The sequence below is a fragment of the Salinibacterium sp. AL4.1 genome (assembly GCF_059767305.1).
On the sequence record NZ_JBSOQK010000001.1, the window covers coordinates 1,920,052 to 1,944,804 of the forward strand.

The following is a 24,753-nucleotide window of genomic DNA, read 5'->3' on the forward strand; positions in this document are numbered from 1 at the left end:
ATGAGTGAACTTCGTCCGCGCTCAGAGCTGCGTTCGCGCTCTGTCGAACGCGCTGACCCCAAGAAGAAGCCTGATGTTCAGGGTGTGGCACGACACGGTCGGTTGAAGAAGCCGGGACCGTGGGGCTCGATCGCTAAGGTCGTTGCCGCATCGCTCGCTGTTCTGTTGGTCAGTGGTGCCGCCGTTGGCGCTGTCGCTTTCGACAACATCTATGGCCAGCGCGACACGGTCGCTCTTATCGGCGAGACCGACGGCCCGCCGCCTCAGATCGGCAGTTTCGAAGGCGGCTTTAACATTCTCATTGCTGGTAGTGATACTCGCGTGGATCAAGACGGCGTCGGCGGCGACGCAAGCGTCGAATCTGGACAGCTTAATGATGTCAATATGATTCTGCATGTGGCGGCTGATGGTCAATCTGCTACTGCCATTAGTTTTCCGCGCGACATGGTGATGGGCATTCCCGAGTGCCCTAGCCTCGACGGGGACTACAGCAAGTACTATTCCACCGAGCCGCTCAACACTGCGCTGTCGTACGGCGGACTTCCTTGTGTAGCCCTGACGCTCTCAGAGTTCACGGGCCTCGACATCCAGTTCGCCGGCATCATCACTTTCCAGGGTGTTATCGAGATGACTAATGCCATCGGCGGCGTTCCCGTATGTATTGATGGTCCATTAGTTGACCCGCTTGCAGACATCAACCTCCCCGCTGCGGGTACCTACACGCTGCAGGGCGAAGAGGCCCTCGGCTTCCTCCGTTCGCGGCACGGCGTCGGAGACGGTAGCGACCTCACTCGAATTAGTTCGCAGCAGGTCTATCTTTCTTCGATGGTGCGGACCCTTAAGAGTTCAGAAACGCTCGGCGATTACAAGAAGCTGTACAACCTGGCACAGGCTGCAATAGACAATATGCAGTTGTCGACAGGGCTCAGCGATGTTTCTACTTTGGTGTCGATTGCGCTTGCATTGAAAGACATTCCGCTTGAAGGCGTTCAGTTTGTGCAGTATCCGGGCACTACGGGTGGCACGGGCGTCTATTCGGGCAAAGTTCAGCCCAATACGTATCTCGGTGATCAGCTGATGGCGCTGATCGCGGCAGACGAGCCGTTCGTTCTTGCTGAGGCCGGCGATGGTGTTGGCGCTTACCTCAACCCGGATGCTGTTGAGTCGACGGCTGAACCTGAAGCGACTGAGACGGCTGACCCCGACGCAACCGCCGCACCTGAGGTGGAGCCCGAGGTTATTGATGTCAGTGGCCAGAGCGCTGCGGATGAGACCTGCACGATCACTAACAGCTACTAAGAGACGTCCCTCCGCAGTTCTCAGATCAATTTGATACAACTGCGGTGATGAGTGAATCTCGCTAGAAGTTCACTATGGCGCTGCCGTTGACGGCACCGATCACAAGGATGAGATCTGCGGGTGAAGAAAACGCTATCTATTTCGCCTACGGTCAATGAAACCCACAGGGATTTACTGAACTGGGTGAGCGAAGAGGCTGAGAAGTGCGAAAGTAAAGTCGCTGCCGCCCTCGACTTTGCGCGGTCCTTAGGGCGTCAACTGCCGTTTCCTGGAGATGGTTCTACGAGCGCGTTGTGGAGCGCGTTCGCTACGATCGGGGCGGTCGATCTCACGGTTGCGCGAGCGGTGGAGCCGCACCTCGACGCGGTCGCCATCCTTAACCAGGCTGGTGTCACCGACACGGGCGACATCGGCGTGAACGAAAAAAGCACGTGGGGAGTCTTCGCTGCTGAAGCGCCAAACCTCAGCCTCAAAGCCGCGCAGGTCGACGGGCGCTGGGTGCTGGATGGCACCAAAGCGTGGTGCTCTTTGGCGGGTTCACTGAGTCATGCACTCGTGACGGCATCCACGGGGGCGTCTACACGGCGACTTTTCGCTGTTCCCTTGCGACAAGCTGGGGTTGTCGTGGAGGAAGGCGCGTGGCATGCTCGCGGGCTCGCGGCTGTCGAGAGCGGCAACGTCGCTTTCTCTGGCGCCCCCGCAATTCCAGTGGGTGAAGACGGATGGTATTTAGAACGCCCAGGATTCTTGTGGGGCGCCATGGGCGTCGCGGCCTGTTGGTGGGGAGGAGCTGTCGGAGTCGCTCGACACGCTTTCGCGGTGAGCAGTGTTCGCGAGCCTGACCAGATCGCTCAGATGCACCTCGGGGCTCTTGACTTGGCGCTCTATTCGTCACGGATCGCTTTGGCGGGGGCAGCTGACGCTGTCGATAGCGAAGAGCTCAACCGTAGCGCCGCAACCATTATGAGTACTCGAACCCGCTCACGAGTCGCTCGCGATGTTGATGAGGTGATCGACCGCGTAGGTCACGCCTTGGGTCCGGCGCCTCTTGCTCTCGATGAGGAACACGCCCGTCGAGTAGCGGACCTTCAGTTGTACGTGCGCCAACATCATGCCGAGCGGGATTACGCGCGTCTCGGCAGCAAGGTGCTTGCTGATCGGTCCTTCGAGTGGTGACGTTTGACCACCGTGATCCGGGTACTTCCGAAGCGCAGTGGATCGCTAGCTCCCGCTGGAACGACGTCGGCGAGTTCGGCGTAGACGGTATCGATCGGCTCATTGTCGTCTCTGCGCATCCGGATGACGAAACGTTAGGGGTCGCTGGACTCATGCGGCGAGTTTCCGCTGCGGGAGGACGGGTCCAGCTCATTCTTGCGACGGATGGTGAGGGCTCGCATCCGGCATCGCCGACGAAAAGCGAGATCGAACTACGTTCGCGGCGAGAATCCGAAATTGAGCGGGCGATCGAATTGATTGCCCCCGAAGCCTTGATCGTGCGATTGCGACTTCGGGATGGCGCGCTCAAGAATGAGACTGACGCTCTGCGCGCGGGCATCGAAAAAGAGGTCGTTGCCGGTCAGGGCACAACTCTTATTGCGGCGACGTGGCGTGGAGATGGCCACGGTGATCACAGAGTGGTCGGAGAGATTTGCGCCGATATTGCCCACAAGTATGGTCTGCCCCTTGTCGAGTATCCGATTTGGATGTGGCACTGGTCAACGCCAGACGACTCTGGCACACCCTGGTCTCAATTGCGCACGATGAATCTCAGCGCCGATGAGCGAGACGTTAAGCGCCGCGCGATAGCGGCCCACGAGAGCCAGATCTCTCCACTCTCAGAATTTGAGGGTGACGAGGCGATACTTCGTCCTGAATTTGTAGAACATTTCGATCGGCCAATGGAGGCGTATGTGATCACCGAGCGCGATCCGCGTAACGGGGGAACGCTCACGCGAGAATTCTTTGACGAGTTCTACGCGGGTAAAACCGATCCGTGGGGCTTTGAATCTCGGTGGTACGAGCAGCGGAAGCGTGCTCTCACTCTGGCGAGCTTGCCGCGAGAGCGCTTCACGAACGCGCTGGAGTTGGGATGCTCGATAGGGGTATTGAGCGCGCAACTCGCGCCACGATGTGATGCTCTCTTGTCAACCGAGATAGCACTCGCGCCCTTAGAGATTGCGCGTGAACGACTAGCGGAGCATCCGCACGTCTCGTTTCGCAATGTGGAGACCGCTGAAGAATGGCCAGACGGAACGTACGATCTCATCGTGATGTCCGAGGTGGGGTATTACTTCGATTCGGATGCTCTCGATCGACTCCTCGCTCGCGCAGCCGCGAGTTTGACGCCCGATGGGGCGCTCGTGGCCTGTCACTGGCGCCATGAGGTGAAGGAATATCCTCTCAGCGGAGATCAGGTGCATCACCGTCTGAACGCACTCGATTCTCTCGAGCGGTTGGTTCAGCACGATGAAGAAGACTTCCTGCTCGAGGTCTTTAGCCCGCGCCCGGCGCGCTCAGTCGCTCGGCAAACGGGGCTGCTGTGAGGCACCGTATTGCCGAGATCGGTGTCGTGGTTCCCGCCAAAGACGAAGACCAGCTCCTCGAAGCTGCCCTAGGTTCGCTAACATCGGCGCGCGCCACCCTGCACGACCTCGCGTACCCCGACAAGCCGCTGGTGCGCATCATTCTCGTGCTGGATGATTGCACCGATGACTCAGCGCTCATCGCTGCGCAGTGGGGCGAGATCGAAGTGCTCACCGTGGACTACGGGGCTGTCGGTGCTGCTCGTCGGCACGGCATCCGTCATGTGCTGTCCAACAGCAATGCCCCAGATTCAGAAGTGTGGATCGCTAACACCGACGCGGACTCGCAAGTGCCGACCAACTGGTTGAGCGCGCAATGGCAGATCGCCCAGAGCGGTGCTGAACTCATGATCGGCACCGTGCGGCCCGACTTCAACGATCTCAGCGAGATAAAACGGGAGCGCTGGATCGCGACCCATCCGCCCGGCGAAGCGAACGGTCACGTGCACGGCGCGAATCTGGGTTTTCGTGCGGATCGGTATCGCCAGGCGGGTGGCTTCGACCCGATTGCCGAGCATGAAGACGTGCGCCTAGTCGAAGCGCTCACGGCCTTGGGAGTCGCGTCTGTAGCGAGTGACGAGTGCTGCGTTCTCACTTCGGGCAGAGAGTATGGGCGCACCCCGGGAGGGTACGCATCACACTTGCGCGAGCGGTTGTAAGCGGCTGCTCCGTTGCTCGTGGTGGGGCCGGAAACGATCGACACCCGCACCGCTGGAACTGGCGCTCGCTGCGGATGGTAACCTCGGTTCGTCGTATCGCCTACGACCAGTTATGATTGCGGAGTACGTCTGGAGACGTCGCATAGTCCGGCCTAGTGCACCACCCTGCTAAGGTGGAGTACCCTAACGGGTACCAGGGGTTCAAATCCCCTCGTCTCCGCAGAAGGAAACCCCTGATCAGTCAGGGGTTTTTCTGTTTAAGCCATGGTGCATTTCGGTGCCGAGAGGCCGCGATCGGGGTGTGGCTGACGGCTGTAACGGGCGGTCACTGCCCGCGGCATCCAGCGGCTAGGCTCAGTCGCTATGGCAGCAGGCGCAACGATTCACACTTTCGCAGTTCAACTGGCCGACGTGGATCGCGGGGTCTACGACGATTTCACCCTGCGCGTTGCGCTGCACCCTTCCGAGACGGTGCCGTACATGGTCACGCGTTTGCTTGCCTATTGCCTCGAGTTCGAGGAGGGCATTGCGTTCAGCGAAGGTATTTCGTCGACCGACGAACCGGCCGTTCTTGTCCGCGATATGACGGGCACGATCACGGCGTGGATCGAAGTGGGCGCTCCGGATGCGGCTCGCCTGCACTTCGGCAGCAAGCTCGCGGGCCGGGTGGCCGTTTACACGCACCGCGACCCTGCGAAAGTTTCCGCAGCCTGGGCGGGGAAGCGCATCCACAACTCCAGCGATATCGTTTTCCGGAGTTTTGATGCAGGGTTTGTCGACGATGCTGTCGCTGCCGTCGAGCGTCGTAACACCATGACGCTATCGGTGACCGAGGGCCAGCTGTACCTTGAGCTTAACGGCACGACGCTCACCTCAGAACTGCACGCTCACGAGGTTGATTAGCCCTCGCGGAATGAATGCGGCCCCTGGTCGCGTTGAACTACACGATGACTATCCTGCCGAGAACCCAGCCTCCCGTTCTTTCATTGCCGCTCGCTCGCGGAGGTACTCTCGACGACCTCGAGCTCGGCACGGGCGCCGACGGTCGGTTCACGCTTATGGTCTTCTACCGCGGGCTGCACTGCCCGGTATGCCGCAAGCAACTGCGCGAGCTCGATGACGAGATGGATGCTCTCCGTGAGGCCGGGGTAGGGCGCATCGTCGCCATCAGCATGGACACTCTCAAGCGCGCCACGATCTCTATTGACGACTGGGAGTTGTCCCGGCTCCCGATCGCTTATGGTCTGAGTCACGAGCAAGCCCGCGAGTGGGGCCTCTTCATCTCGAGCGGTTTCAAGAAGGGTGAACCCGAGTTCTTCAGCGAGCCGGGCATGGTCATTTTGGATTCCGACGGCACGGTGTTCTGGAGTACTGTCTCGAGCATGCCCTTCGGGCGGATGCCGGTGAAGGCCATCATCCACGGTCTCGAATACGTGACCGAGACCGACTATCCCGCCCGCGGGGCTGTCGCGCCCTAGCCACGGAGCGCATCCGGCGGCATCGCGTACGACAGCCTGAACCACCCCCGTGTCCCCCCGATGGGGGTAGACAGGGAGTGCGATCCCGCCATAGTATCGGGCACGAATCGTTATTCAGTAGTGCGTGTATGGCTGTCGATCCCTAGTCGGCGACCGGCGTACGTGAGCCCGACGAAGGATCTTCGCGTGAACCCTCCCGTAACCCCCGACGCACAGACTGGCGGTGCGGGAGAGACTCTTCTCGCCCGCCGCATGATCATTACGAGCGGGGTGGCCGCGCTCGCAGCAGTCGGCGCCGCGGCGGCGAGCAGCGCTGCTTTTGGGCCCGCTATTGAGACGGCATCCCCCGACGGTCTCGGTGCGCCGATCAAGCCCGGTGGGTCGTCCGTGCCGAACACCCCTATGCCCACAACGCCGAAGCCCACCCCGAGTGGCACGGCGACTACGGCGCCGCCCGCGAACGGCACGCCGGGAACGGCGAACCCGCCGGCCACGAGCGATCCCCGTTCGCCGGCCACCGCGAACCCTCCCGCTGACCGCGACCAGAGCTACGCGAACCCCGGTGCCGGCTCGGGCACGGCTCCGCGAGCGGATGCTCCCGCCGCTGCCAAGCCCGTCACGAAGCCCGCTCCGCCCAAGGGGTCGACAAAGCCTGAGATCATTTCCACGGGCGTCGCGAATAACGATCAGACGCAGTCCCACTTGCTGGCGCGAGCAACCTTCGGTCCACGTGCGAGCGACTTCGCCGATCTCTCGGCTTCGGGCATCGATTCGTGGTTGGGCGCCCAGCTCGCTCCGGCATCCATCTCCGATCCTGATGGCGATGCTGCGTGGGCGGCGTTCCCGTTGGCGCGAAAGTCGATCGCCGGAGTGCGTTCCTCGGTCAAAGAGTTCGGGTGGGACGCTGCTCGGCAAACGGGTCAGGGTACTCTCGCGGCGCAGGTCTTCAGCAAGCGGCAGCTCTTCGAGGTTGTTGTGGATGTGTTCGCCAACCTACTCAACGTGACTACGCCATCCGACAGCGTGTGGGCTACCGGCCCCGACTACGCGAACACTGTTATTCGGGCGAATGCGTACGGCCGTTACTCGGATATGTTGCACGCGGCGATGCGCCACCCGGCCATGCTGACGTACCTGAACAACGAACAGTCGAACAAGACAAACGTTAACGAGAACCTTGGTCGCGAGTTGCTCGAGCTGCACACCCTCGGTGTCACGTCTGGCTACACCGAAGACGACGTGCGTAACAGCGCAATGATCCTCTCCGGCCGTGCCATTGACTACGACACGAGAGAGTTCCGCTACCGCCCGGAGCGTCACTACGTTGGGCCGGTCGCTACCTCGTTCTTCTCTGACGAGAACGCGAGCGCCGACGGTGGGCTCGAAATGGGCGACCGCTACGTGAGTGTGCTCGCGCATCATCCGGCCACTGCGGCAACCGTCGTGCGCAAGCTCGCGGTGCGCTTCGTCTCCGACAGCCCACCGCAGGCTCTGCTCGACCGCCTCGCCCAGGTCTACCTCGACAATGACACCGCGATCATTCCGGTGCTCAAGGCGCTCTTCGCGAGTTCCGAGTTCTGGGCGGCCATTGGCGAGAAGTCGCGTCGTCCGCTTGAGGATGCTGTGGGCTCGGCCCGCGCGGTCGACGCCCGCCCCAGCGACAAACTGGCCGATGGCATCAAGAGCCTTTACTGGGTACTGCAGAACCTGGGTCACGCGCCGCTCACCTGGGCGCCGCCGAACGGTTTTCCGGATGTCACGGGGGCGTGGCTCTCAGCCAGCCAGACTGTGGCGCGCTGGAACCTCCACCGCGGACTGACCGGCGGGTGGTTCAAGGGGCTTACTCCTCCGACCAAGCTGAATGAAGCGCTCGCGCCCACGGTGGGTCAGACCAACTCGCAGTGGATCGACGCGATTGCTCAGCACCTCATTGGGCGCCCGCTAAGCGATCAGCACCGCGGCGTACTGCTCGCGTATCTCGACGTTGAGGGTTCCGCCGTTGCGGAGCAGGGAAACGCCTGGCAGGCTCCCGCGCTTGCCGCGCTCGTTCTCGACTCTCCCTACTTTCAGCTGCGCTAGTCGCCGCCGCTCAGTTCCTCCCCACCTTGCTGCTCGAACCCGACTCGAGAAAGAACCCCCAATGACCGAGACCCGTTTTCTTCACCCCGACTGCCCCGACTGGCGCCAACTGGGCCCCACCGACCTCGACTCCGCAGTTCGAGCCCACAGCGAGATCGTGGTTGCCGAAGAGCAAGCTCGTCGTCAGCTGTGGTCGAAGGGCTTCACCCGACGCCGGATGCTGCAGGGTGGGCTTATGGCGGGTGTCGCCGCCATTGGTTCCCAGATCGTCACCACGCAAGCGTCGTACGCGGCTCCGGGCTCGCCAGATACCGGTGCGCTCATCGTGGTGTTCCTCCGCGGCGGAATGGACGGACTCTCGGTGCTGGTGCCCGCGACCGACGCCGATCTGCTTAAGGCACGGCCGGGCATCGCGGTACGGGAGAACTCGGGGCTCATCCCGTTCGAGCGCGGCTTCGGTTTACACCCTGCGCTCGCGGCGCTCAAGCCCATGTTGGCTAAGGGCAAGATCGCGGCAGTTCCCGCCATCGGCACCCCCGATCTCTCGCGCAGCCACTTTCAAGCTCAAGACTGCCTCGAGCGTGGCGGCTCGGCCGGTAACGCTTCGCAGACCGGCTGGCTCAACCGAGCGCTCGAGCAGAGCGGCCCCGGAACGACCTGGCGTGGTGTTGGTGCGAGCGACCAGCTTGCTCGTTCCCTCGTTGGCGACTCAAACGCGCTCGTCGTTCCCGACCTTGAGCGCATGGCCATTGATGTCGACGACTCGTTGCTCGGTCCGACCCGCACGGCTCTGGCGAACCTTTACACCGGTCTCGATCATCCGATCGCCCAGCAGGCTAACCTCGCCTTGAGCGCGTCGGGTGAAGCGCAAGAAATTGCCGCCACAGCCGGGGATGCTCAAGCTCGCGGTTACGCGGACGACAACTTCTCCAACGACCTCGCCACCCTCGCGAGCCTCATCCGTGCCAACGTGGGCCTGCGCGTCGGAACATTGGATCTCGGTGGTTGGGACATGCACACCGACATCGGAACCCCCGACAAGGGCGACATGCACGACATGCTCAAAGCTGTGGGCGATGGCCTTGCTGCGTTCTTCGCCGACCTTGGCCCCAAGGCTGAGACGACAACCGTCGTGCTCATGAGCGAGTTCGGCCGCCGTGTTGGCCAGAACGACAGCTCAGGAGCTGACCACGGTCATGGTGGCCTTGCGATGGTGCTCGGTGGCGGCGTCAAGGGTGGCGTTCACGGTAAGTGGGAGGGTCTCGGTGCCGATGTGCTCGACCACGGCGACGTTCCCGGCAGCAACGACTTCCGCGACCTCCTCGGCGAAGTCGTCATGAACCGTCTTGACCTCAGCGCTGGCGATGCGAGCATCATCTTCCCCGAATGGAAGGTCGCGCCGATCGGCGTTATGGCGTAGTCGCGTTGTCGGTCGCCGAGCAGAGGCGGCCCGTGCGGCAGCGCACTCTCCGGGCGCGCACAGTATTATCGCGGGGATGACTACTTTCTCTCGCCGAGGCTTGCACGGACACGTTGTTGACGTGCTCGGGCGCCGCATTATGCGGGGCGAACTCGCCTCGGGAGACATCATTGATCCGGATGCGCTGCTGGCCGAGTTTCAGGTCAGTCGCACCGTCGTCCGCGAAGCGATCAAGGTGCTCACAACTAAGGGGCTCGTGGATGCGCGGCCGCGCCTCGGCACGTATGTGACCCCGCGTGAGCGCTGGCAATTGCTCGATAGCGACGTCATGACGTGGCGTTCTGAGGGCGTTCCCGATCCGCTTCTCGTGCTGGAGCTCAGCGAGGTGCGGCAAGTGCTCGAACCAGCGGCGGCCCGCCTCGCTGCCGTGCGCCGCAGTGATGAGCAATGTGCCGAGATCGAAGCTGCGATGGTCGACCTTGCTGCGACTTTCGAGAACACCGAGGTCGAATCGCACGTGAAGGCTGACTTGGCTTTTCACCGTGCGATCTTGGCGGCATCCGGCAACGAACTTTTGGCCCGCTTCGAAGTGGTTCTCGAGCCCGCGCTGCATGCCCGCGATGAGCTCGCCTTCGCTCACGAAACCACTACCCAGTTCTTGGATGAGCATCGGGCCGTCGTCACTGCGATTGTGGCCCGCGACGCCGAGGCTGCCGGAACCGCGATGAAGATTCTCATGGACCAGTCGAACCGTGACTCCGAAACAATTGTGAGTAAAGACCCGACCGGGGCAGCGCTCGTGGCGAATCGAAAGCCGGCGCTCTGATGATGGCCCTCGCGATCGGAAGGCTGCACGCATGACTCGTACCGTGCTCATCACGGGCGCCGGAAACGGCATCGGCGCTGCGGCTGCGCGCCTCTTTGCTGCCTCCGGTGATGATGTGGTTGTCACCGATATTGACGTGGATGCCGCTGCCGCGGTTGCCGCCGAGATCGTTGCGGCCGGCGGCGCAGCGACCGCCCATCGCCTTGACGTCGCGGACTCCGAGCAGTGGCAGCAGCTCTCGCTCGAGCTGCGCTCCGCGAATCGCCCGCCCGCGGTCATCGTCAACAACGCGTTCTTTCAAGTCACCGGCATCGCGCACGAACAGAGCGAAGGTGATTGGAACCAACAGCTCTCGGTGACGCTGTCATCCGTGTACCGGGCGATGCGCACCTTCCATGACACCCTCACCGCTGCCCGCGGCAGCATGGTGAATGTGTCGAGCGTGCACGGTGTGCTGTCGTGGGCTGAGCAACCTGCTTACGGTGCCGCAAAGGGCGGGCTGATCTCGCTCACCCGTCAGCTTTCCCTCGACTATGCGCCACATGTGCGCGTGAACGTCGTTCTTCCGGGATCGATCGAGACTCGTCAGTGGGATCACCAAACCCCTGAAGCGCAAGAGTTGGCTCGACGCCAGGCCACTCTGCAGCGGCTGGGCAAGCCTGAAGAAGTTGCCTCGGTCATCCAGTTCTTGGCCGGCGACGGCGCCTCGTACATCACCGGTGCCTCGCTCGTCGTCGACGGCGGCATGACAACGACACTCGGCACTTAGCGGGCGTTCGCTGCTGCGTGCCCGGCTATCGCTGCTGCGTGCCCGGCTATCGCTGGCGCTGCCGGCCAGCTACCACTCGGCGAGCTACCACTCGGCGAGCTACCACTCGGCGAGCGACCCGTCGTCGTGACGCCACACGGGCGAGCGCCACTGGTGCCCCACCTTGTCGGCGGCGCGCACAGCAGCCTCATCGATATCGATGCCGAGACCTGGAGCAGTCAGTCGCTCGATATAGCCACTCGTGAAGTCGAAGACGCTGGTATCCATGAGGTACTCAAGCACGTCTGATCCGACGTTGTAGTGGATGCCGATGCTTTGTTCTTGAATCAAGAAGTTCGGAGTATTGAACCCGACTTGCAAACTCGACGCCAGCGCGATCGGCCCGAGCGGGCAGTGCGGCGCGAGTTGAGCATCAAACATGTCAGCGAGGGCCGCGATGCGGCGCACTTCGGAGATTCCGCCCGCGTGGGAAAGGTCGGGCTGCACGACGGCGATGCCGGCCTGCAGGGGTGCAAGGAACTCGTTGCGCGAGAAGAGGCGCTCGCCGGTGGCGATCGGAATCGAGGTTGAAGCGACGATGCCGTCGAGCACGTGCGACTTCTCGGGCACCACGGGTTCTTCCACGAACAGGGGAGCGTGCGGTTCGAGCAGGGGGAGGATGCGGCGGCTGTTCGCTGCGGTCATTCGTCCGTGAAAGTCGATGGCGAAATCCCGGTCGGGGCCAAGAACCTCGCGGGCGAGCGCAGCCCGGTCGACCACCTCGGTGACGGCGCTCACCGTGCTGAGGGGCGACATCCGCCCGCTCGCGTTCATCTTGATGGCGGTCAGGCCCGACTCGACCTGCTGGGCGATGTTGTCGCGCAGCTCGGAGGGCTCGTCGCCGCCGACCCAGCCATACATGCGGATGCGGTCGCGAACGGCGCCGCCGAGAAGATCGTGAACGGGAACGCCGTGAGCTTTGCCGGCGATGTCCCACAGTGCTTGGTCGATGCCGGCGATCGCGCTGGAGGCGACGGGGCCGCCGCGGTAGAAACCTCCGCGAGTGAGCACTTGCCAGTGGTCTTCGATGCGAGTGGCGTCGAGCCCCACGAGGTACTCGGCGTGCTGTTCGACAGCGGCTCGTACGATCTCGGCCTGGCCTTCGACGACGGGTTCGCCCCAACCGACGATGCCGTTGTCGGTCTCGATGCGCACGAACAACCAGCGTGGCGGAACGAGGAATGTTTCGATGCGTGCAATCTTCACAATGCCCCCTCGGTTACTAAATCCTATTATCGTACTATTCGACTACGCGAGCGGTAATGCCTCAAGGATCGCGGCCGGCTGCGAGTACAGTGAGCGCTATGAGCGACGCGACTACTCACCCCAGCGACTGGCGCAGTGAACTGCTCGACCAGCTCCGTGCTCTCATCGTCGAGGCGCTGCCCGAGGTCGTCGAAGAAGTGAAATGGAGAAAGCCCTCGAATCCGGCTGGCGTTGCAGCATGGAGCCTCAACGGGCTGATCTGCACGGGGGAGACCTATAAAGACAAGGTGAAGCTCACCTTCGCCAAGGGTGCTTCACTCGAAGATCCGACTCAGCTCTTCACCGGCAGCCTTGACGCCGCAGTGCGCCGGGCGATTGACCTGCACAAGGGCGACAGTATTGATCCGGACGCCTTCCGTAATCTCGTGCGTGCGGCTGCGGCGCTCAACTAACGCCGCGTTAAAAACGGCCCCCTTTGGCGCTGGCTCAACAGTTGCCCGAATTGCAGAGGCCCACCCGCGTTCTGGTGCACGCTCTCTGAAACAATGGAGTCGGGGCCGTGCGTCACAAGCGCGCCCATTCGCCCCGAGACAGTGCAGTCGGAAGGAACCTGATGCAGCGCGAACACAGCGACGAATTTGACCGATGGAATGCCCGCCAAGAACTGGCCGAGGCAATGATTCCCCTCATCGGTGGGCTGTATCGCAACCACGGCGTCGTGACCTCGATTCACGGGCGTCGACTCATCAACCAGTCTCCGGTTGAGGTGCTCAAAGCCCACCGTTTTGCTCGCCAGCTCAACGAGGCTGAGCTTCCGATCGAAGAGACAATGCCGATCATGGTGGCGTTGTCGGGGCTCGCCCTCAATTCGGCATCCATCGACCTTGCCAAGCTCGTCAACCGTTACCGCGAAGAGGGCGGCGATCTCGGTGAGTTCCTGACGACCGAACTCGCGCCCGTGCTCAAGAACGGTGCCGAAGACAGACCGGCGGGCGTGGATGTCGTGCTCTACGGTTTCGGACGCATCGGTCGATTGCTGGCCCGCATCCTCATCGCGCACGCCGGTAACGGAGACGGGCTGCGCCTGCGGGCAATTGTCGTGCGCCGCGGCTCAGACAACGACCTCGTCAAGCGCGCCAGCTTGCTGCGTCGCGACAGCATCCACGGTCCGTTCGAGGGCACGATCTCGGTCGACACCGACGCCAACACGATCCTGGCGAACGGCACGCTCATCCAGGTCATCTACTCGAACGACCCCGCCACGGTCGACTACACCGAGTACGGAATTTCGGATGCCATCGTCGTCGACAACACTGGCCGCTGGCGTGATCAGGAGGGCCTCAGTCAGCACCTTGCCGCTCAGGGCGTGAAGCGTGTTCTGCTCACCGCTCCCGGCAAGGGCGAGATCAAGAACATCGTCTACGGCCTTAACCACGACACGATCGACGATGGCGACACAATCCTGTCTGCTGCCTCGTGCACGACGAACGCAATCTCGCCGGTGTTGAAAGCCATCAATGACAGTTACGGCATCGAGCATGGGCACGTTGAAACCGTGCACTCGTACACGAACGATCAAAACCTCACGGATAACTTCCACTCCGGTGACCGCCGCGGCCGCTCGGCCCCGATGAACATGGTCATCACCGAAACGGGTGCCGCGAAGGCAGTCGCGAAGGCTGTTCCGGAACTGGCGGGATTGCTCACCGGCAGCGCCATCCGGGTTCCGACTCCCAACGTGTCGATGGCGATTCTGAACCTCAACCTCGCGACCGAGACGACCCGCGAAGAAGTGAACCGCTACTTGCGCGGACTCTCGCTGGATTCGACCCTGCAGCAGCAGATCGACTTCATTGATTCGCCCGAGGTCGTGTCGAGCGACTTCATCGGTTCGCACCGCGCGGGTATCGTTGACGGGCTCGCAACCATCAGTTCAGGCAAGCATCTCGTGCTCTACGTCTGGTATGACAACGAGTTTGGCTACACGAGCCAAGTGGTGCGCGTTGTTGAACATATGGCGCAAACGCACCCGCAAGTTATTCCCGAACGCGCCGCAGTCGGCGCATAATTTTCCGAACTGTGATCGTGTGACGCCCGTGCCTCACGCTGTGAGCGTAACAATGGGAACTTCTCAAACTTCGCGTGTAAATATCGTGGCATGAACGATTCCGCACTCCCAGTCATTGATCTCTCGCTACTTGATGGCGGCCCCGAATCGGCCGCCAAATTCCGGGATGATTTGCTGTGTGCGACCCATGATGTGGGGTTCTTCTACCTCGTCGGTCACGGTGTCGAAGAATCGTTGATGGATGACCTGCTTGCGGCATCCCGCGAGTTCTTTGCCCTGCCCGCTGAACAGAAGTTGGCCGTCGAAAACGTCAACAGCCCGCAGTTTCGTGGCTACACGCGCGTGGGCGGCGAGCTGACTGAGGGCAAGACCGACTGGCGCGAACAGATCGACGTTGGCCCCGAGCGCGATGTCATCGACAATGCTGCGGGGCTCGCTGACTACTGGCGTCTTGAAGGTCCGAACCAGTGGCCGGATGCCGTTCCGCAGCTTCGCGAGTTGGTCAACGAATGGAACGACAAACTCAGCGCTGTTTCGCTGCGCCTTTTGCGCGCGTGGGCCCAGGCCCTCGGCGCTCCGGAGGACGTGTTCGATCACGCCTTCGCCGATAAGCCATTCCCACAGCTCAAGATCGTGCGGTATCCCGGCGAGTCCAACCCGGAACCCAAGCAGGGTGTCGGCGCTCACCGCGATGGCGGCGTTCTCACGCTGCTCATGGTGGAGCCGGGCAAGGGTGGTCTGCAGGTCGACTTCCAGGGCGAGTGGGTGGATGTCCCGCCCAAGCCGGGAGCGTTCGTCGTCAACATCGGCGAGATGCTTGAGCTCGCGACCGAGGGGTACCTCAAGGCGACGCTGCACCGCGTCATCTCCCCACTCATCGGCGATGACCGTGTTTCGATTCCGTTCTTCTTCAACCCGGCGCTTGACACCGTGATGCCGCAGTTGCAGCTGCCGCCCGAGCTTGCCGCTCAAGCGCGCGGACTCTCGCTCGACCCCACGAACAGCCCGATCCTCGAAACCTACGGAGACAATGCGCTCCGCTACCGAATGCGGGCGCACCCCAACGTTGCCCAAATTCATCACGATGATCTGATCCAGGGCCCGAGGGGTGCGATCTAAGACGCTGCTTCCCAGCGTTATTTGCTGACATGACACAGGTGCGGCTCACCCTTGCGGGTGGGCCGCACCTTTCGTTGTGGCGCGAGCGTTGTGCGCGTTGTGCGCGGTGCGAGCGGTGCGCGCGGTGCGTGCGTTGTGCGTTGTGCGCCGCGCTGCCGTGCCGTGCACGGCACGGCGCGACGCACGCGCTGGCGCACAGCCAGCCTCGACGCCTTCCGCGTGCTTGCCACCATTGGAAATTCAGGAGATTCGTCTGCTCGCAGCTCCCACCGTGCCAATAACGCGATGGCGCGCTCGAATCTCCTGAATTTCCGAAGGCGGGCGACGTGCGTCAGGCCCCGGCCGCGGAGTTCCACCGCCGCCGCATTGCCGCCTCCACGCGTTTGATATATCGTTTGATCACGAGTTTTACCGTCTATGAGAGCCGGAGCACCCTGTGTCGCACTTTCCAGAACGTGAGCCTGCCGAGGCATACACGCTGGCGTTGCCCCAGCATCCGCGGCCTGTCGTCATGATCGGCGCTGGCGGCATCGTCAAAGACGCTCACCTTCCGGCCTATCGCAAAGCGGGGTTCGAGGTGTGGGGGATCGTGAACCGCACCGCAGCCAAGGCGCAGGTTCTCGCCGACGAGTTCGGCATCCCGCATGTCTTCACCTCGCTGTCGGATGCCGTAGCCGCGGCCCCGAAAGACGCGGTCTACGACCTCGCGCTCATGCCCGAGCAGTACCCGGCGATTCTCGACCAGCTGCCTGATGGCGCGGCCGTGCTCATCCAGAAGCCGTTCGGGCAGAATCTCGCCGAGGCGCACGTGCTGCTCGAAATTTGTCACCGCAAGAATCTTGTTGCTGCGGTCAATACGCAACTGCGATTTGCGCCGTACATCGCGGCCGCTCGCACGCTCATCGCCGAGGGCACGATTGGCGAGCTCTATGACCTGGAGGTTCGCATCGCTACCGAGACGCCGTGGGAGATCTTCCCGCACGTGCTCGGCATTGAACGGCTCGAGCTCAACATGCACAGCGTGCACTACATGGACCTTGTGCGTTCATTCTTGGGTGACCCGGATGGGGTGAGCGCGGTCACCGTGCGGCACCCTGCCAAGCCTCAAGTGTCGAACACTCGCTCGACGATCATCATGCGCTACCGGGAGCGGCCGCTGCGAGTCACGATCAGCACGAACCACGATCACGGATTCGGCGGAAAGTTTGAAGAGAGTTTCATTAAGTGGGAGGGCACCAAGGGTGCCATTCGCGCCCAGATGGGTCTCATGCTCGACTATCCGCGCGGCGGTCCTGATGCTCTCGAAATCGCGTACAGCGACAAGCCCGAACTCGGTTGGCAGTCGGTACCTTTCGAGGGCAGCTGGTTCCCGGATGCTTTCATCGGTTCGATGAGCGCGCTGCAGCGCTATCTCGAGGGCTCGATTTCCGAACTTCCCACCTCGGTCGAAGACGTAATACGTACTATGGCTGTGGTTGAAGCCGGTTACGATTCACAAGAGCGCGAAGGTATCGCGCTGGCAACGAAGGAGAACACTCAGTGAGATTCGCGCGACTCGGGCCGGTTGGCTCAGAAATCCCCGTTGTGCTCGATGAAGGTGGCGCCTTTAATCTGACATCGATCACCGCAGACGTCAACGGAGCCTTCTTTGCCAGCGGTGGCGTCGCCGCGGTACGTGCCGCGCTCGATGCGGGCACTCTTCCCGCCGTGGTTACCGAGGGCGTCCGCGTGGGCGCGCCCATCGCCCGCCCCGGCAAGATCGTGTGCGTCGGCCTCAACTACAGCGACCACGCTGAAGAAACTGGCGCGACGCTGCCCGACGAACCCGTCATCTTCATGAAAGACCCGAGCACCATGGTCGGCCCCTTCGACGACGTGCTCATCCCGCGCACGAGCGAGAAGACCGACTGGGAGGTCGAGCTCGGCGTCGTGATCGGTGCGACCGCTCGCTACCTTGAGTCCCCGGATGACGCCGCCGCCGTCATTGCCGGTTACGCCGTCTCGCACGACGTTTCCGAGCGCGCCTTCCAACTCGAACGTGGCGGAACCTGGGACAAAGGCAAGAGCTGCGAGACTTTCAATCCGTTCGGGCCTGAGCTGGTGACCGCCGACGAGGTGGCCGACCCTCAAGCCTTGGGCTTGCGCCTGTGGGTGAACGGTGTCGAACGCCAGAACGGCACGACCGCAAACATGGCCTTCGGCGTGAACCACATCATTTGGTACCTGAGCCAGTTCATGGTGCTGCAGCCCGGCGACGTGATCAACACGGGAACGCCTGCCGGTGTCGCCATGGGCATCGAGGGTCAGCCGTACCTGCGTGCGGGCGACGTCGTTGAGCTCGAGATCGACGGCCTCGGCCGTGCGCGCCAAACCTTGGTGCAGGCATGAGCGCCGAGTTCGACGGTCTCGTCGCGGTCGTCACGGGAGGAGCATCCGGTATCGGCCTCGCCTCGGCCCTCGCGCTAGCAGAGCGCGGTGCCACGGTTGCGGTGCTCGACCTCAACACCGAGGGGTTGGATGCTCGCCTCCACGGGTTCACCGCCGACGTGTCAGATCGCGCCTCCGTTGACGCCGCCGTTTCTGCGGCCGCCGAGAAGCTGGGCAGCATCGACATTGTCGTGAATAACGCCGGCATCAGCGCGGTCGGAACTGTCGAAGAGAACGACGATGCCGAGTGGGCGCGTGTTCTCAACATCAACGTCATCGGCATGGCGCGGGTGTCGGCGGCGGCGATGCCGTGGCTTCGTAAGTCGCAGCACGCTGCGATCGTGAACCTCTGCTCCATCGCCGCCCTCAATGGCCTCCCGCAGCGTGCGCTATACGGCGCCTCGAAGGGTGCCGTTCTCGCGCTGACCTACGCCATGGCAACGGATCATGTGGCGGATGGCGTGCGCGTCAACGCGGTCAGCCCCGGTACAGTCTCCACCCCGTTCGTGGAGCGGATGTTGCAGGGCTTCGACGATCCCGTCAAGGAACGTGCCGCTCTGGATGCCCGCCAAGCCACCGGACGCATGGTCACCCCCGAAGAAGTAGCCGGCGCGGTCGCGTACCTGGCAAGCCCGCTCTCCGGCTCAACGACGGGCACCGCGCTCGAAGTTGATGGCGGTGTGGCGCACCTTCGCGTCAGAAAATAAGCGCTCGCGGCATCCATCTGGCAAAAGTGTCATTGAGAGGCCGAAACCGCTGGTATAGTTTTCTGGTTGGCGAAAGTCAATGAGATGCGCCCGTAGCTCAGCGGATAGAGCAATTGACTACGGATCAATAGGCCGGGGGTTCAAATCCCTCCGGGCGCACCAGCTAAAACAGGTCTGATCAACACTTCCTTCTGGGGTGTGGTTAGGCCTGTTTTTCTTTTAGCCAACTGGATTCGGTGCCCTGTGGTGTGCACCGAATCGGAGCGTCAGTCGCCCGCCGTTGTGAGCAGGAATCATAATCAAGGAATGTCTGCCCTTCCCCGATCTGAAAATTCCTTGCTCGTCAGGACTACATTCGATGACGACGAAAAGTGGCTCTCATTGGTCGCATCAGTGAGCCAGGAGACGGCCGACGGTTTCCACGCCTACGTGGAACTTGTCGACAACGCTGCTTTCTGTAACCAGTCGTGGCAGAGCCTCCGCGCTGATGTGCTCGCGAGCGGCGGCGGCCCCGCAGTGCTCTTCGTTGCCGATACTCGTGCGATTCACAGCGTTGACTTCGAGATTCTCGTGATCAGTGTGCGCGATGAAGTTGAGCCCTTTCGCTGCACCGCTCAAGAGCTGTGGGGCGTGGACAACAACCTGAACCTTGCGAACTTGGACTGGGAGGACTTCGTGCAGGCGGCGCCGGACGGTGTTTTTCGGGGATTCAGATAGCAGCAGGCAATTCGTTAGAGTGACGCCATGGCATCCACTCAGCAGGGTCGCGTCGTCGAGCACGCACTTCTTCCGGTCAAGCCCGGCCGTGAGGCGGAGTTCGAAGCGGCCTTCGCCCAAGCGAAGAGCATCATTGCGGGGATGCCGGGCTTCCGTGGGCTGACGCTCTCACGCGGGGTCGAGCATCCCGAAACGTATCTGCTGCTCGTGCGGTGGGACACCGTTGACGACCACGAAATCGGCTTTAGGGGTTCGCCTGAGTACCAGCAGTGGCGTGCGCTGCTGCATGAGTTTTATGAACCGTTCCCGGTCGTCGAACACTTCGAAGAGGTCGAGCGGGTCGAGACGACTGGCTGAATGACCCGAACCACTTTCGCCCGCGAGCCGTTAACAGGCCACACTAGAGAGATGCTGCTGCCTGCGATCATCCTCATCACTCTGGCCCTCGTGTTTTACACCGTCGGGGTGTGGAGCGAGCGAGTGCAGAAGGTGCTCAAGCCGTGGCACGTCGTGCTCTTCGGGCTGGGATTGGCGGCGGATGCCACGGGCACGTTCTTGATGAACCTGATCGCGACCGAGAATCGTGCAGCCGGCATCGAGCAGAGCGCCCTGAACCAGCTGATGGGCGTCACCGGAGTGATCGCGATAGTTCTCATGGCCGTGCACCTGGCCTGGGCGATCGTCGTGCTCGTGCGCAACCGCGAAGCCGAGAAGACCAGCTTTCACCGATTCTCTGTCATCGTGTGGGGCATCTGGCTTGTGCCGTACATCGTTGGTGCCCTGGGATCGAGCCTCGGCTAGAGCCGTTCAGCTCGCGTCGCCAGCACCGCGAGCGCTGCGTTCTTCGCTAGTCGCGCGTCGCCAGCCGGGCCCCGCTGCCGGGTCACTGCCGTTCAACCGATCCGTTCGCGCAAGAACGCGACCACCCGATCGCGGGCGCCTGCCGCCGAGTTGGCCGGGTTCTCGCGAACTTCTCCGGTGAGAACAGAGTGCGCAGTTGCGGCATAACCGTCGGGGTTCCCGGGCGAGGAATCCAGTTGGATGATCTCGAAGGCGTCGCCGAGGCGAGCCTTGATGGTGTCGAAGCGGGCGCGCGGGGCAGCGGTGTCCTCGCTGAACCGCAGGCCGAGAGCGCAGACTTCGCCGGCATCCGCTCGGGCAGCAATGCGGTCGAACTCGTCGGCCGAGACTCCCGCATCGAGTTGGCGCGCCCGGCCGACCGGAAAGGGAACGGCCGGTTGGCTGAGAACGGATGCCGCCACGGAGTCATCAATCGCCGCAGCTAACGCGAATCCGCCCGTGAAGCACTGCCCGATCACGCCCACGCCGCGGCCCGGAGTGCGGGCAGCGAGGTCGGAGGCAACCGCCCGAAAGTAGTCGGTGACGGGCCGCGACGAGTTCGTTGCGAACGCGCGGAACTCGGCGGTCACGCACAACCGCAGTACGATCCGCGTCATGTAGCCCCGGGTCTTGACCTTGCCGGGTTGGCCGAAGGGCGAGGGCACGACCACGGTGAAGCCCGCGGCGACAAGGTGCTCGGCCAAGCCCAGTACCTCCGGGGTGATCCCGGGAATTTCGGGAATCAGCACCACGCCTGGCCCCGCGCCTTTCTCGAAGCAGTCGTAGGTCAGGCCCGCGGCGGAGAAGGGCGCGCGCACCCAACCGTCGAGCGTGCCGACCGGGGCGGCAGAGGTGGTCGCGGGTGTCATGGGTCAATCTTCGCGCATGGAAGCGCAGCGCACGCGGTGGCGGCAGAGCGCGGCCGAGCGCGGCCGAGCGCGGCCGAGACGTTGGCCTGAAGCGCCGTTTCAACATCCACGGCTCGCGCATATCTCGCTCATAGAAATGTCATAGAGAACACCGGTGTGATGGAACACGTCAACCACCAGAGGAGCTTGATCATGAAGCGAAATCACTTCACCCTTACCGCCGCAGTCAGCACGTTTCTGATTGGCGGAGTGCTGTTGGCCGGATGCTCGACCGCCGTTGACACTCCCGCCGTCACCTCCAGCGTGACCGCCGAGATCAGCGAAGCGAACGTCGACCTGAACCTTGGGCCGTTCGCGACAGAAATCCTCGCGGCGAACGCAAACTCAACGACCACCAACGACGACGAGTGGACCCTCGATGGCGCCGTTTCGATCGCCCTCGACGGCTCCACGGCAACTCCCGATGGCGCCGGCGTGAGTGTCGCTGGTTCCACGATCACCATTAGCGCGGCCGGAACCTACATTCTCTCGGGGCAATTCGATGGCCAAGTCGTCGTCGACACCGACGATGAAGCTGTCGTCGCCCTCGTCCTCGATGGTGCCGAAATCTCTAGCTCAACGAACGCCGCGATCGCGGTTGCCAACGCCGAGGATGTGGTCGTCTCTCTCAGCGGAACCAACACACTCTCCTCCACCGGAGACGATGCCGACTACAACGCCGCGCTCTTCAGCGACGCCGACCTCACCATCTCGGGCGACGGATCGCTCACGGTAAGCAGCGCGGTCAACGACGGCATCACAAGCCACGACGACCTCGTCATCCTCTCCGGTGACATCACGGTCACCGCCGGCGACGATGGCCTGCGCGGCAAGGACTCCCTGACGATCGAAGGCGGCACCGTCACGGTGGATGCCGGCGGCGACGCTCTCAAGTCAGACAACGACGAAGACGAAACCCGAGGCTACGTCTACATCGCGGGCGGCACGGTCGACCTCACTGCAGCGGATGACGGCGTTCAGGCCGAGACCGACATCGTGATCGCGGGCGGTTCGACCACGCTCACGGCTGAAGATGACGGGCTCAAGTCTGAGGTCAACATCGTGGTCTCGGGCGGCGGAACCGCAGTCACCGATTCTTACGAAGGCATCGAGTCGTACTACATCACGATCGAGGGCGGCGTCCTTGTGGTCAACGCAAGCGATGACGGCATCAACGCAACGAGCGGCACCAGCACCACCACCGACATTGGCGGCGTCGTCGAAGCGGATGACGGCGCAATGGTGTCGATCACCGGCGGCGAGACCACGGTCAACTCTGCCGGCGACGGAATTGACTCCAACGGGTCGATGCTCGTCACGGGTGGCACCACCACAGTGTTCGGCTCGTCAGAAGACCGTGAGGGCGCGCTCGATGCGAACGGCACCATCGTGGTCGACGGCGGAACAGTCTTGGCGGTCGGTATGACCTTCATGGCAACCGCACCCGAAACGTCATCAGCACAGGGCTGGGTGAGCGCTTCGCTCGAACAGTCCTACGGCGCCGACCAAGCGGTGCAGGTGCTCGATAGCAGCGGCACCGTGGTCGCCGAGTTCACCTCGATCAAGTCATTCCAGTCAGTCGTGTTGTCGGATGCCGCCATCACGAACGGCGAGACCTACACGGTCACCGTCAACGGCGATTCCGCCGGAACGGTGACTGCCGGAGTCGCTGCAGCGGGCAGCGAAGGTGCCGGTGGCGGAGCTCCCGGCGGGGGAGCACCGCGTCCGTAGTCCGGCGCTGCAGCGATTGCCGTCAGAGTTCATCCGCGGGGATGAGCACTGGCGACGATCGCTGTTTTTGTTGTTCCTTGCAGGCGACGGTGACAGGCTGGACCCACTGACGAAAGAGGGTTCTGATGAACGACTATCCAGGAATGATTTCCGAGAAGAACCTCATCCAGCCTGTCCCGCGTCGCATCCGCGGCTATTTCGCGGGCGAGCTCGTCTTCGACACGACGGCAGCGCTGTATGTGTGGGAGTGGGCGCCGTATCCGCAGTTCTACATCCCGCTCTCCGACGTGAAGTCCGAGGTCCTCGTTGACGAAGCGCAGGAGAAGCACGAGACCCGTGGCAGCTATCACCGCAAGGGCCTCGCGGTGGGGGAGAGCAAGCATCCGGCCGCTGCCAGGGTTTATGTTGGCGATGGGCTCGAGGGCCTTGCCGACATGGTCCGTTTCGAATGGGATGCTCTCGATTCGTGGTTCGAAGAGGACGAGCAGGTGTTCGTGCACCCGCGCAATCCCTATACGCGAGTGGATGCCGTACGTTCGACCCGCACAGTACGCGTCGAACTCGACGGGGCCGTTCTTGCCGAGTCGTCGTCTCCGGTCATGGTCTATGAAACCGGTTTGCCGACGCGGTATTACCTCAACCGTACGGAGGTCAACTTTGAGCACCTCGTGCCTAACGACACCGTCACCGAGTGCCCCTATAAGGGAACCACTACCGATTACTGGTCGGTGAAGGTGGGCGGCGCGGTTCATGACGATCTGGCGTGGTCGTATTCGTTTCCCACCCGCCAGTTGCTTCCTATCACCGGCCTGGTCGCGTTCTACAACGAGAAGGTCGACATCTTCATCGACGGCGTCGAGCTCACGCAGGCCAAGACGCACTTCTTCCCGTCCACGCCCGCGAGTTAAGCGAGTCCGTTGTGACTGCGGGTTCCTTTCGAACGGATGCCGGACTCATCGTGCCCGCGATCACGACGGCTCAGATGCGCGAGGTTGATCGGGTAGCGATCGAGGAGTTGGGCCCCAACCTTTTTCAAATGATGGAGAACGCCGGCCGCAATCTGGCATCGCTCTGTGTGGAGCTCCTCGGAGAACGCTGGCCGACAGCGCCGATCGTGGTGCTGGCCGGAACCGGCGGCAATGGTGGTGGCGGAATCTGTGCCGCGCGCCATCTGGCTAACCACGGCGGCAACGTCACGCTGGTCATCTCGAACCCGACGCGTCTTCAGGGCGTGCCGGCCGAGCAACTCGCACTGTACCAAGCAACGGGGGCGCGGCTTGCAGCTGTCGATGACCTTGAGACGCTCGACGCTGAACTTCTGGTCGATGCGGTGCTGGGCTACAGCCTCGGTGGTGCGCCGCGCGGGGCTGCTGCTGACCTGATCGAGTGGATGTCGCGCCACCCCGCCCCGGTCGTCGCTCTCGATATTCCGTCCGGGGTCGACTCCACGACCGGCGTAGCTCCGGGCGCTCATGTCACCGCCACCCACACGATGACGCTCGCTGCTCCGAAGACGGGGTTGGATGCCGAAGCCGTCGGCACTCTCTGGCTGGCCGACATCGGAATTCCTCGTGAGGTTTATCGGCGGGTAGGTATCGAGCTGCCTCCCACACTCTTCGCTCCGGGTTATCGAGTGCAGCTTCGAGCGTCGAAAACATAGTGTTTTAGCGGCCTCATTTTTGCGACACGCCCGGGATGTGGGCGGTGTTGGCGAGGGGGGCAAAATGCACGTAATGTTTCCTCTTGTCACCCCAAAGGTGCGGAAGTCCCGGGCAGTTCTGCTGCTAGGTTTCCGGCCTCAAGTGGGGGCCACCATCCTCCACAACTTCCGAGTTGTGGTCGAGTCAAACAGCGGAATTCCTTTCATTAGGATCCGACT

The 24,753-nt window shown here is 62.5% G+C and carries 24 protein-coding genes and 2 tRNA genes; 24 read left to right on the forward strand and 2 right to left on the reverse strand.

Annotated elements, in window-relative coordinates; genetic code table 11:
- The 11 genes from ACWTV3_RS09260 to ACWTV3_RS09310 all read left to right on the forward strand — a co-directional run bounded on the left by ACWTV3_RS09260 (position 1) and on the right by ACWTV3_RS09310 (position 11,112).
- Positions 1–1,299: an LCP family protein gene (locus ACWTV3_RS09260; RefSeq protein ID WP_498477893.1), complete on the forward strand. Its 1,299-nt coding sequence runs from the start codon at positions 1–3 to the stop codon at positions 1,297–1,299.
- 183 nt (positions 1,300–1,482) lie between these two features.
- Complete coding sequence (locus tag ACWTV3_RS09265; RefSeq protein WP_498477894.1) at positions 1,483–2,475, forward strand: acyl-CoA dehydrogenase family protein; 993 nt, start codon at positions 1,483–1,485, stop codon at positions 2,473–2,475.
- Positions 2,469–3,842: a PIG-L family deacetylase gene (locus ACWTV3_RS09270; protein WP_498477895.1), complete on the forward strand. Its 1,374-nt coding sequence runs from the start codon at positions 2,469–2,471 to the stop codon at positions 3,840–3,842. The genes ACWTV3_RS09265 and ACWTV3_RS09270 overlap by 7 nt, the downstream gene beginning before the upstream one ends.
- A complete protein-coding gene (locus ACWTV3_RS09275; RefSeq protein ID WP_498477896.1) occupies positions 3,839–4,540 on the forward strand; it encodes a glycosyltransferase family 2 protein in 702 nt (233 codons plus the stop codon). Before ACWTV3_RS09270 ends, ACWTV3_RS09275 begins: the two co-directional genes overlap by 4 nt.
- Positions 4,541–4,671: 131 nt before the next feature.
- Positions 4,672–4,760: transfer RNA gene (locus tag ACWTV3_RS09280), tRNA-Ser, on the forward strand.
- A 143-nt stretch (positions 4,761–4,903) separates the two neighbouring features.
- Positions 4,904–5,443 carry a YaeQ family protein gene (locus ACWTV3_RS09285; protein WP_498477897.1) on the forward strand — a complete coding sequence of 180 codons (540 nt, stop codon included), beginning with the start codon at positions 4,904–4,906 and terminating at the stop codon, positions 5,441–5,443.
- A gap of 44 nt (positions 5,444–5,487) precedes the next feature.
- Entirely contained in the window at positions 5,488–6,018 is a 531-nt protein-coding gene (locus tag ACWTV3_RS09290) for a redoxin domain-containing protein (RefSeq protein ID WP_498477898.1), read from the forward strand.
- 186 nt (positions 6,019–6,204) lie between these two features.
- Positions 6,205–8,097 carry a DUF1800 domain-containing protein gene (locus ACWTV3_RS09295; protein ID WP_498477899.1) on the forward strand — a complete coding sequence of 631 codons (1,893 nt, stop codon included), beginning with the start codon at positions 6,205–6,207 and terminating at the stop codon, positions 8,095–8,097.
- A gap of 61 nt (positions 8,098–8,158) precedes the next feature.
- Positions 8,159–9,517, forward strand: a complete 1,359-nt coding sequence (locus ACWTV3_RS09300; protein WP_498477900.1) for a DUF1501 domain-containing protein — start codon at positions 8,159–8,161, stop codon at positions 9,515–9,517.
- A 76-nt stretch (positions 9,518–9,593) separates the two neighbouring features.
- Positions 9,594–10,343, forward strand: a complete 750-nt coding sequence (locus ACWTV3_RS09305) for a FadR/GntR family transcriptional regulator (protein ID WP_498477901.1) — start codon at positions 9,594–9,596, stop codon at positions 10,341–10,343.
- A gap of 31 nt (positions 10,344–10,374) precedes the next feature.
- The gene (locus tag ACWTV3_RS09310; RefSeq protein ID WP_498477902.1) at positions 10,375–11,112 is read left to right on the forward strand and encodes an SDR family oxidoreductase; all 738 of its coding nucleotides are present in this window, start codon (positions 10,375–10,377) and stop codon (positions 11,110–11,112) included.
- A 99-nt stretch (positions 11,113–11,211) separates the two neighbouring features.
- Here the strand turns inward: ACWTV3_RS09310 and dgoD are convergent, their stop codons facing one another.
- Positions 11,212–12,357: a galactonate dehydratase gene (gene dgoD, locus ACWTV3_RS09315; protein ID WP_498477903.1), complete on the reverse strand. Its 1,146-nt coding sequence runs from the start codon at positions 12,355–12,357 to the stop codon at positions 11,212–11,214.
- A gap of 98 nt (positions 12,358–12,455) precedes the next feature.
- Between dgoD and ACWTV3_RS09320 the strand changes: the two genes are divergently transcribed.
- The 10 genes from ACWTV3_RS09320 (at position 12,456) to ACWTV3_RS09365 (ending at position 20,196) form a co-directional block, all read left to right on the forward strand.
- Complete coding sequence (locus ACWTV3_RS09320; RefSeq protein WP_498477904.1) at positions 12,456–12,809, forward strand: DUF1801 domain-containing protein; 354 nt, start codon at positions 12,456–12,458, stop codon at positions 12,807–12,809.
- A gap of 161 nt (positions 12,810–12,970) precedes the next feature.
- Positions 12,971–14,425, forward strand: a complete 1,455-nt coding sequence (locus tag ACWTV3_RS09325; RefSeq protein ID WP_498477905.1) for a glyceraldehyde-3-phosphate dehydrogenase — start codon at positions 12,971–12,973, stop codon at positions 14,423–14,425.
- A 90-nt stretch (positions 14,426–14,515) separates the two neighbouring features.
- A complete protein-coding gene (locus tag ACWTV3_RS09330; protein WP_498477906.1) occupies positions 14,516–15,544 on the forward strand; it encodes an isopenicillin N synthase family dioxygenase in 1,029 nt (342 codons plus the stop codon).
- A 436-nt stretch (positions 15,545–15,980) separates the two neighbouring features.
- Positions 15,981–17,087 carry a Gfo/Idh/MocA family protein gene (locus tag ACWTV3_RS09335; RefSeq protein WP_498477907.1) on the forward strand — a complete coding sequence of 369 codons (1,107 nt, stop codon included), beginning with the start codon at positions 15,981–15,983 and terminating at the stop codon, positions 17,085–17,087.
- Entirely contained in the window at positions 17,084–17,932 is an 849-nt protein-coding gene (locus tag ACWTV3_RS09340; protein WP_498477908.1) for a fumarylacetoacetate hydrolase family protein, read from the forward strand. Before ACWTV3_RS09335 ends, ACWTV3_RS09340 begins: the two co-directional genes overlap by 4 nt.
- Complete coding sequence (locus ACWTV3_RS09345) at positions 17,929–18,678, forward strand: SDR family NAD(P)-dependent oxidoreductase (protein ID WP_498477909.1); 750 nt, start codon at positions 17,929–17,931, stop codon at positions 18,676–18,678. The genes ACWTV3_RS09340 and ACWTV3_RS09345 overlap by 4 nt, the downstream gene beginning before the upstream one ends.
- Positions 18,679–18,764: 86 nt before the next feature.
- Positions 18,765–18,840, forward strand: a tRNA-Arg gene (locus ACWTV3_RS09350).
- Positions 18,841–18,984: 144 nt separating this feature from the next.
- Complete coding sequence (locus tag ACWTV3_RS09355) at positions 18,985–19,395, forward strand: DUF6924 domain-containing protein (protein WP_498477910.1); 411 nt, start codon at positions 18,985–18,987, stop codon at positions 19,393–19,395.
- Between the two features lie 27 nt (positions 19,396–19,422).
- Positions 19,423–19,752 (forward strand): antibiotic biosynthesis monooxygenase family protein, encoded by a 330-nt coding sequence (locus ACWTV3_RS09360; protein ID WP_498477911.1) that lies wholly within the window; start codon positions 19,423–19,425, stop codon positions 19,750–19,752.
- Positions 19,753–20,196 carry an HsmA family protein gene (locus tag ACWTV3_RS09365; RefSeq protein ID WP_498477912.1) on the forward strand — a complete coding sequence of 148 codons (444 nt, stop codon included), beginning with the start codon at positions 19,753–19,755 and terminating at the stop codon, positions 20,194–20,196.
- A 92-nt stretch (positions 20,197–20,288) separates the two neighbouring features.
- On the opposite strand, the gene ACWTV3_RS09370 is transcribed toward ACWTV3_RS09365, so the two are convergent.
- On the reverse strand, positions 20,289–21,104 hold the full coding sequence (locus ACWTV3_RS09370; protein WP_498477913.1) for a dienelactone hydrolase family protein: 816 nt from the start codon (positions 21,102–21,104) through the stop codon (positions 20,289–20,291).
- A 192-nt stretch (positions 21,105–21,296) separates the two neighbouring features.
- Here ACWTV3_RS09370 and ACWTV3_RS09375 point away from each other — a divergent pair, with 192 nt between their 5' ends.
- The 3 genes from ACWTV3_RS09375 to ACWTV3_RS09385 all read left to right on the forward strand — a co-directional run bounded on the left by ACWTV3_RS09375 (position 21,297) and on the right by ACWTV3_RS09385 (position 24,534).
- Positions 21,297–22,874, forward strand: coding sequence for a carbohydrate-binding domain-containing protein (locus tag ACWTV3_RS09375; protein WP_498477914.1), 1,578 nt, complete (start codon positions 21,297–21,299; stop codon positions 22,872–22,874).
- 125 nt (positions 22,875–22,999) lie between these two features.
- Positions 23,000–23,782 (forward strand): DUF427 domain-containing protein, encoded by a 783-nt coding sequence (locus ACWTV3_RS09380; protein ID WP_498477915.1) that lies wholly within the window; start codon positions 23,000–23,002, stop codon positions 23,780–23,782.
- Between the two features lie 11 nt (positions 23,783–23,793).
- Complete coding sequence (locus tag ACWTV3_RS09385; RefSeq protein WP_498477916.1) at positions 23,794–24,534, forward strand: NAD(P)H-hydrate epimerase; 741 nt, start codon at positions 23,794–23,796, stop codon at positions 24,532–24,534.
- Positions 24,535–24,753: the final 219 nt, after the last annotated feature.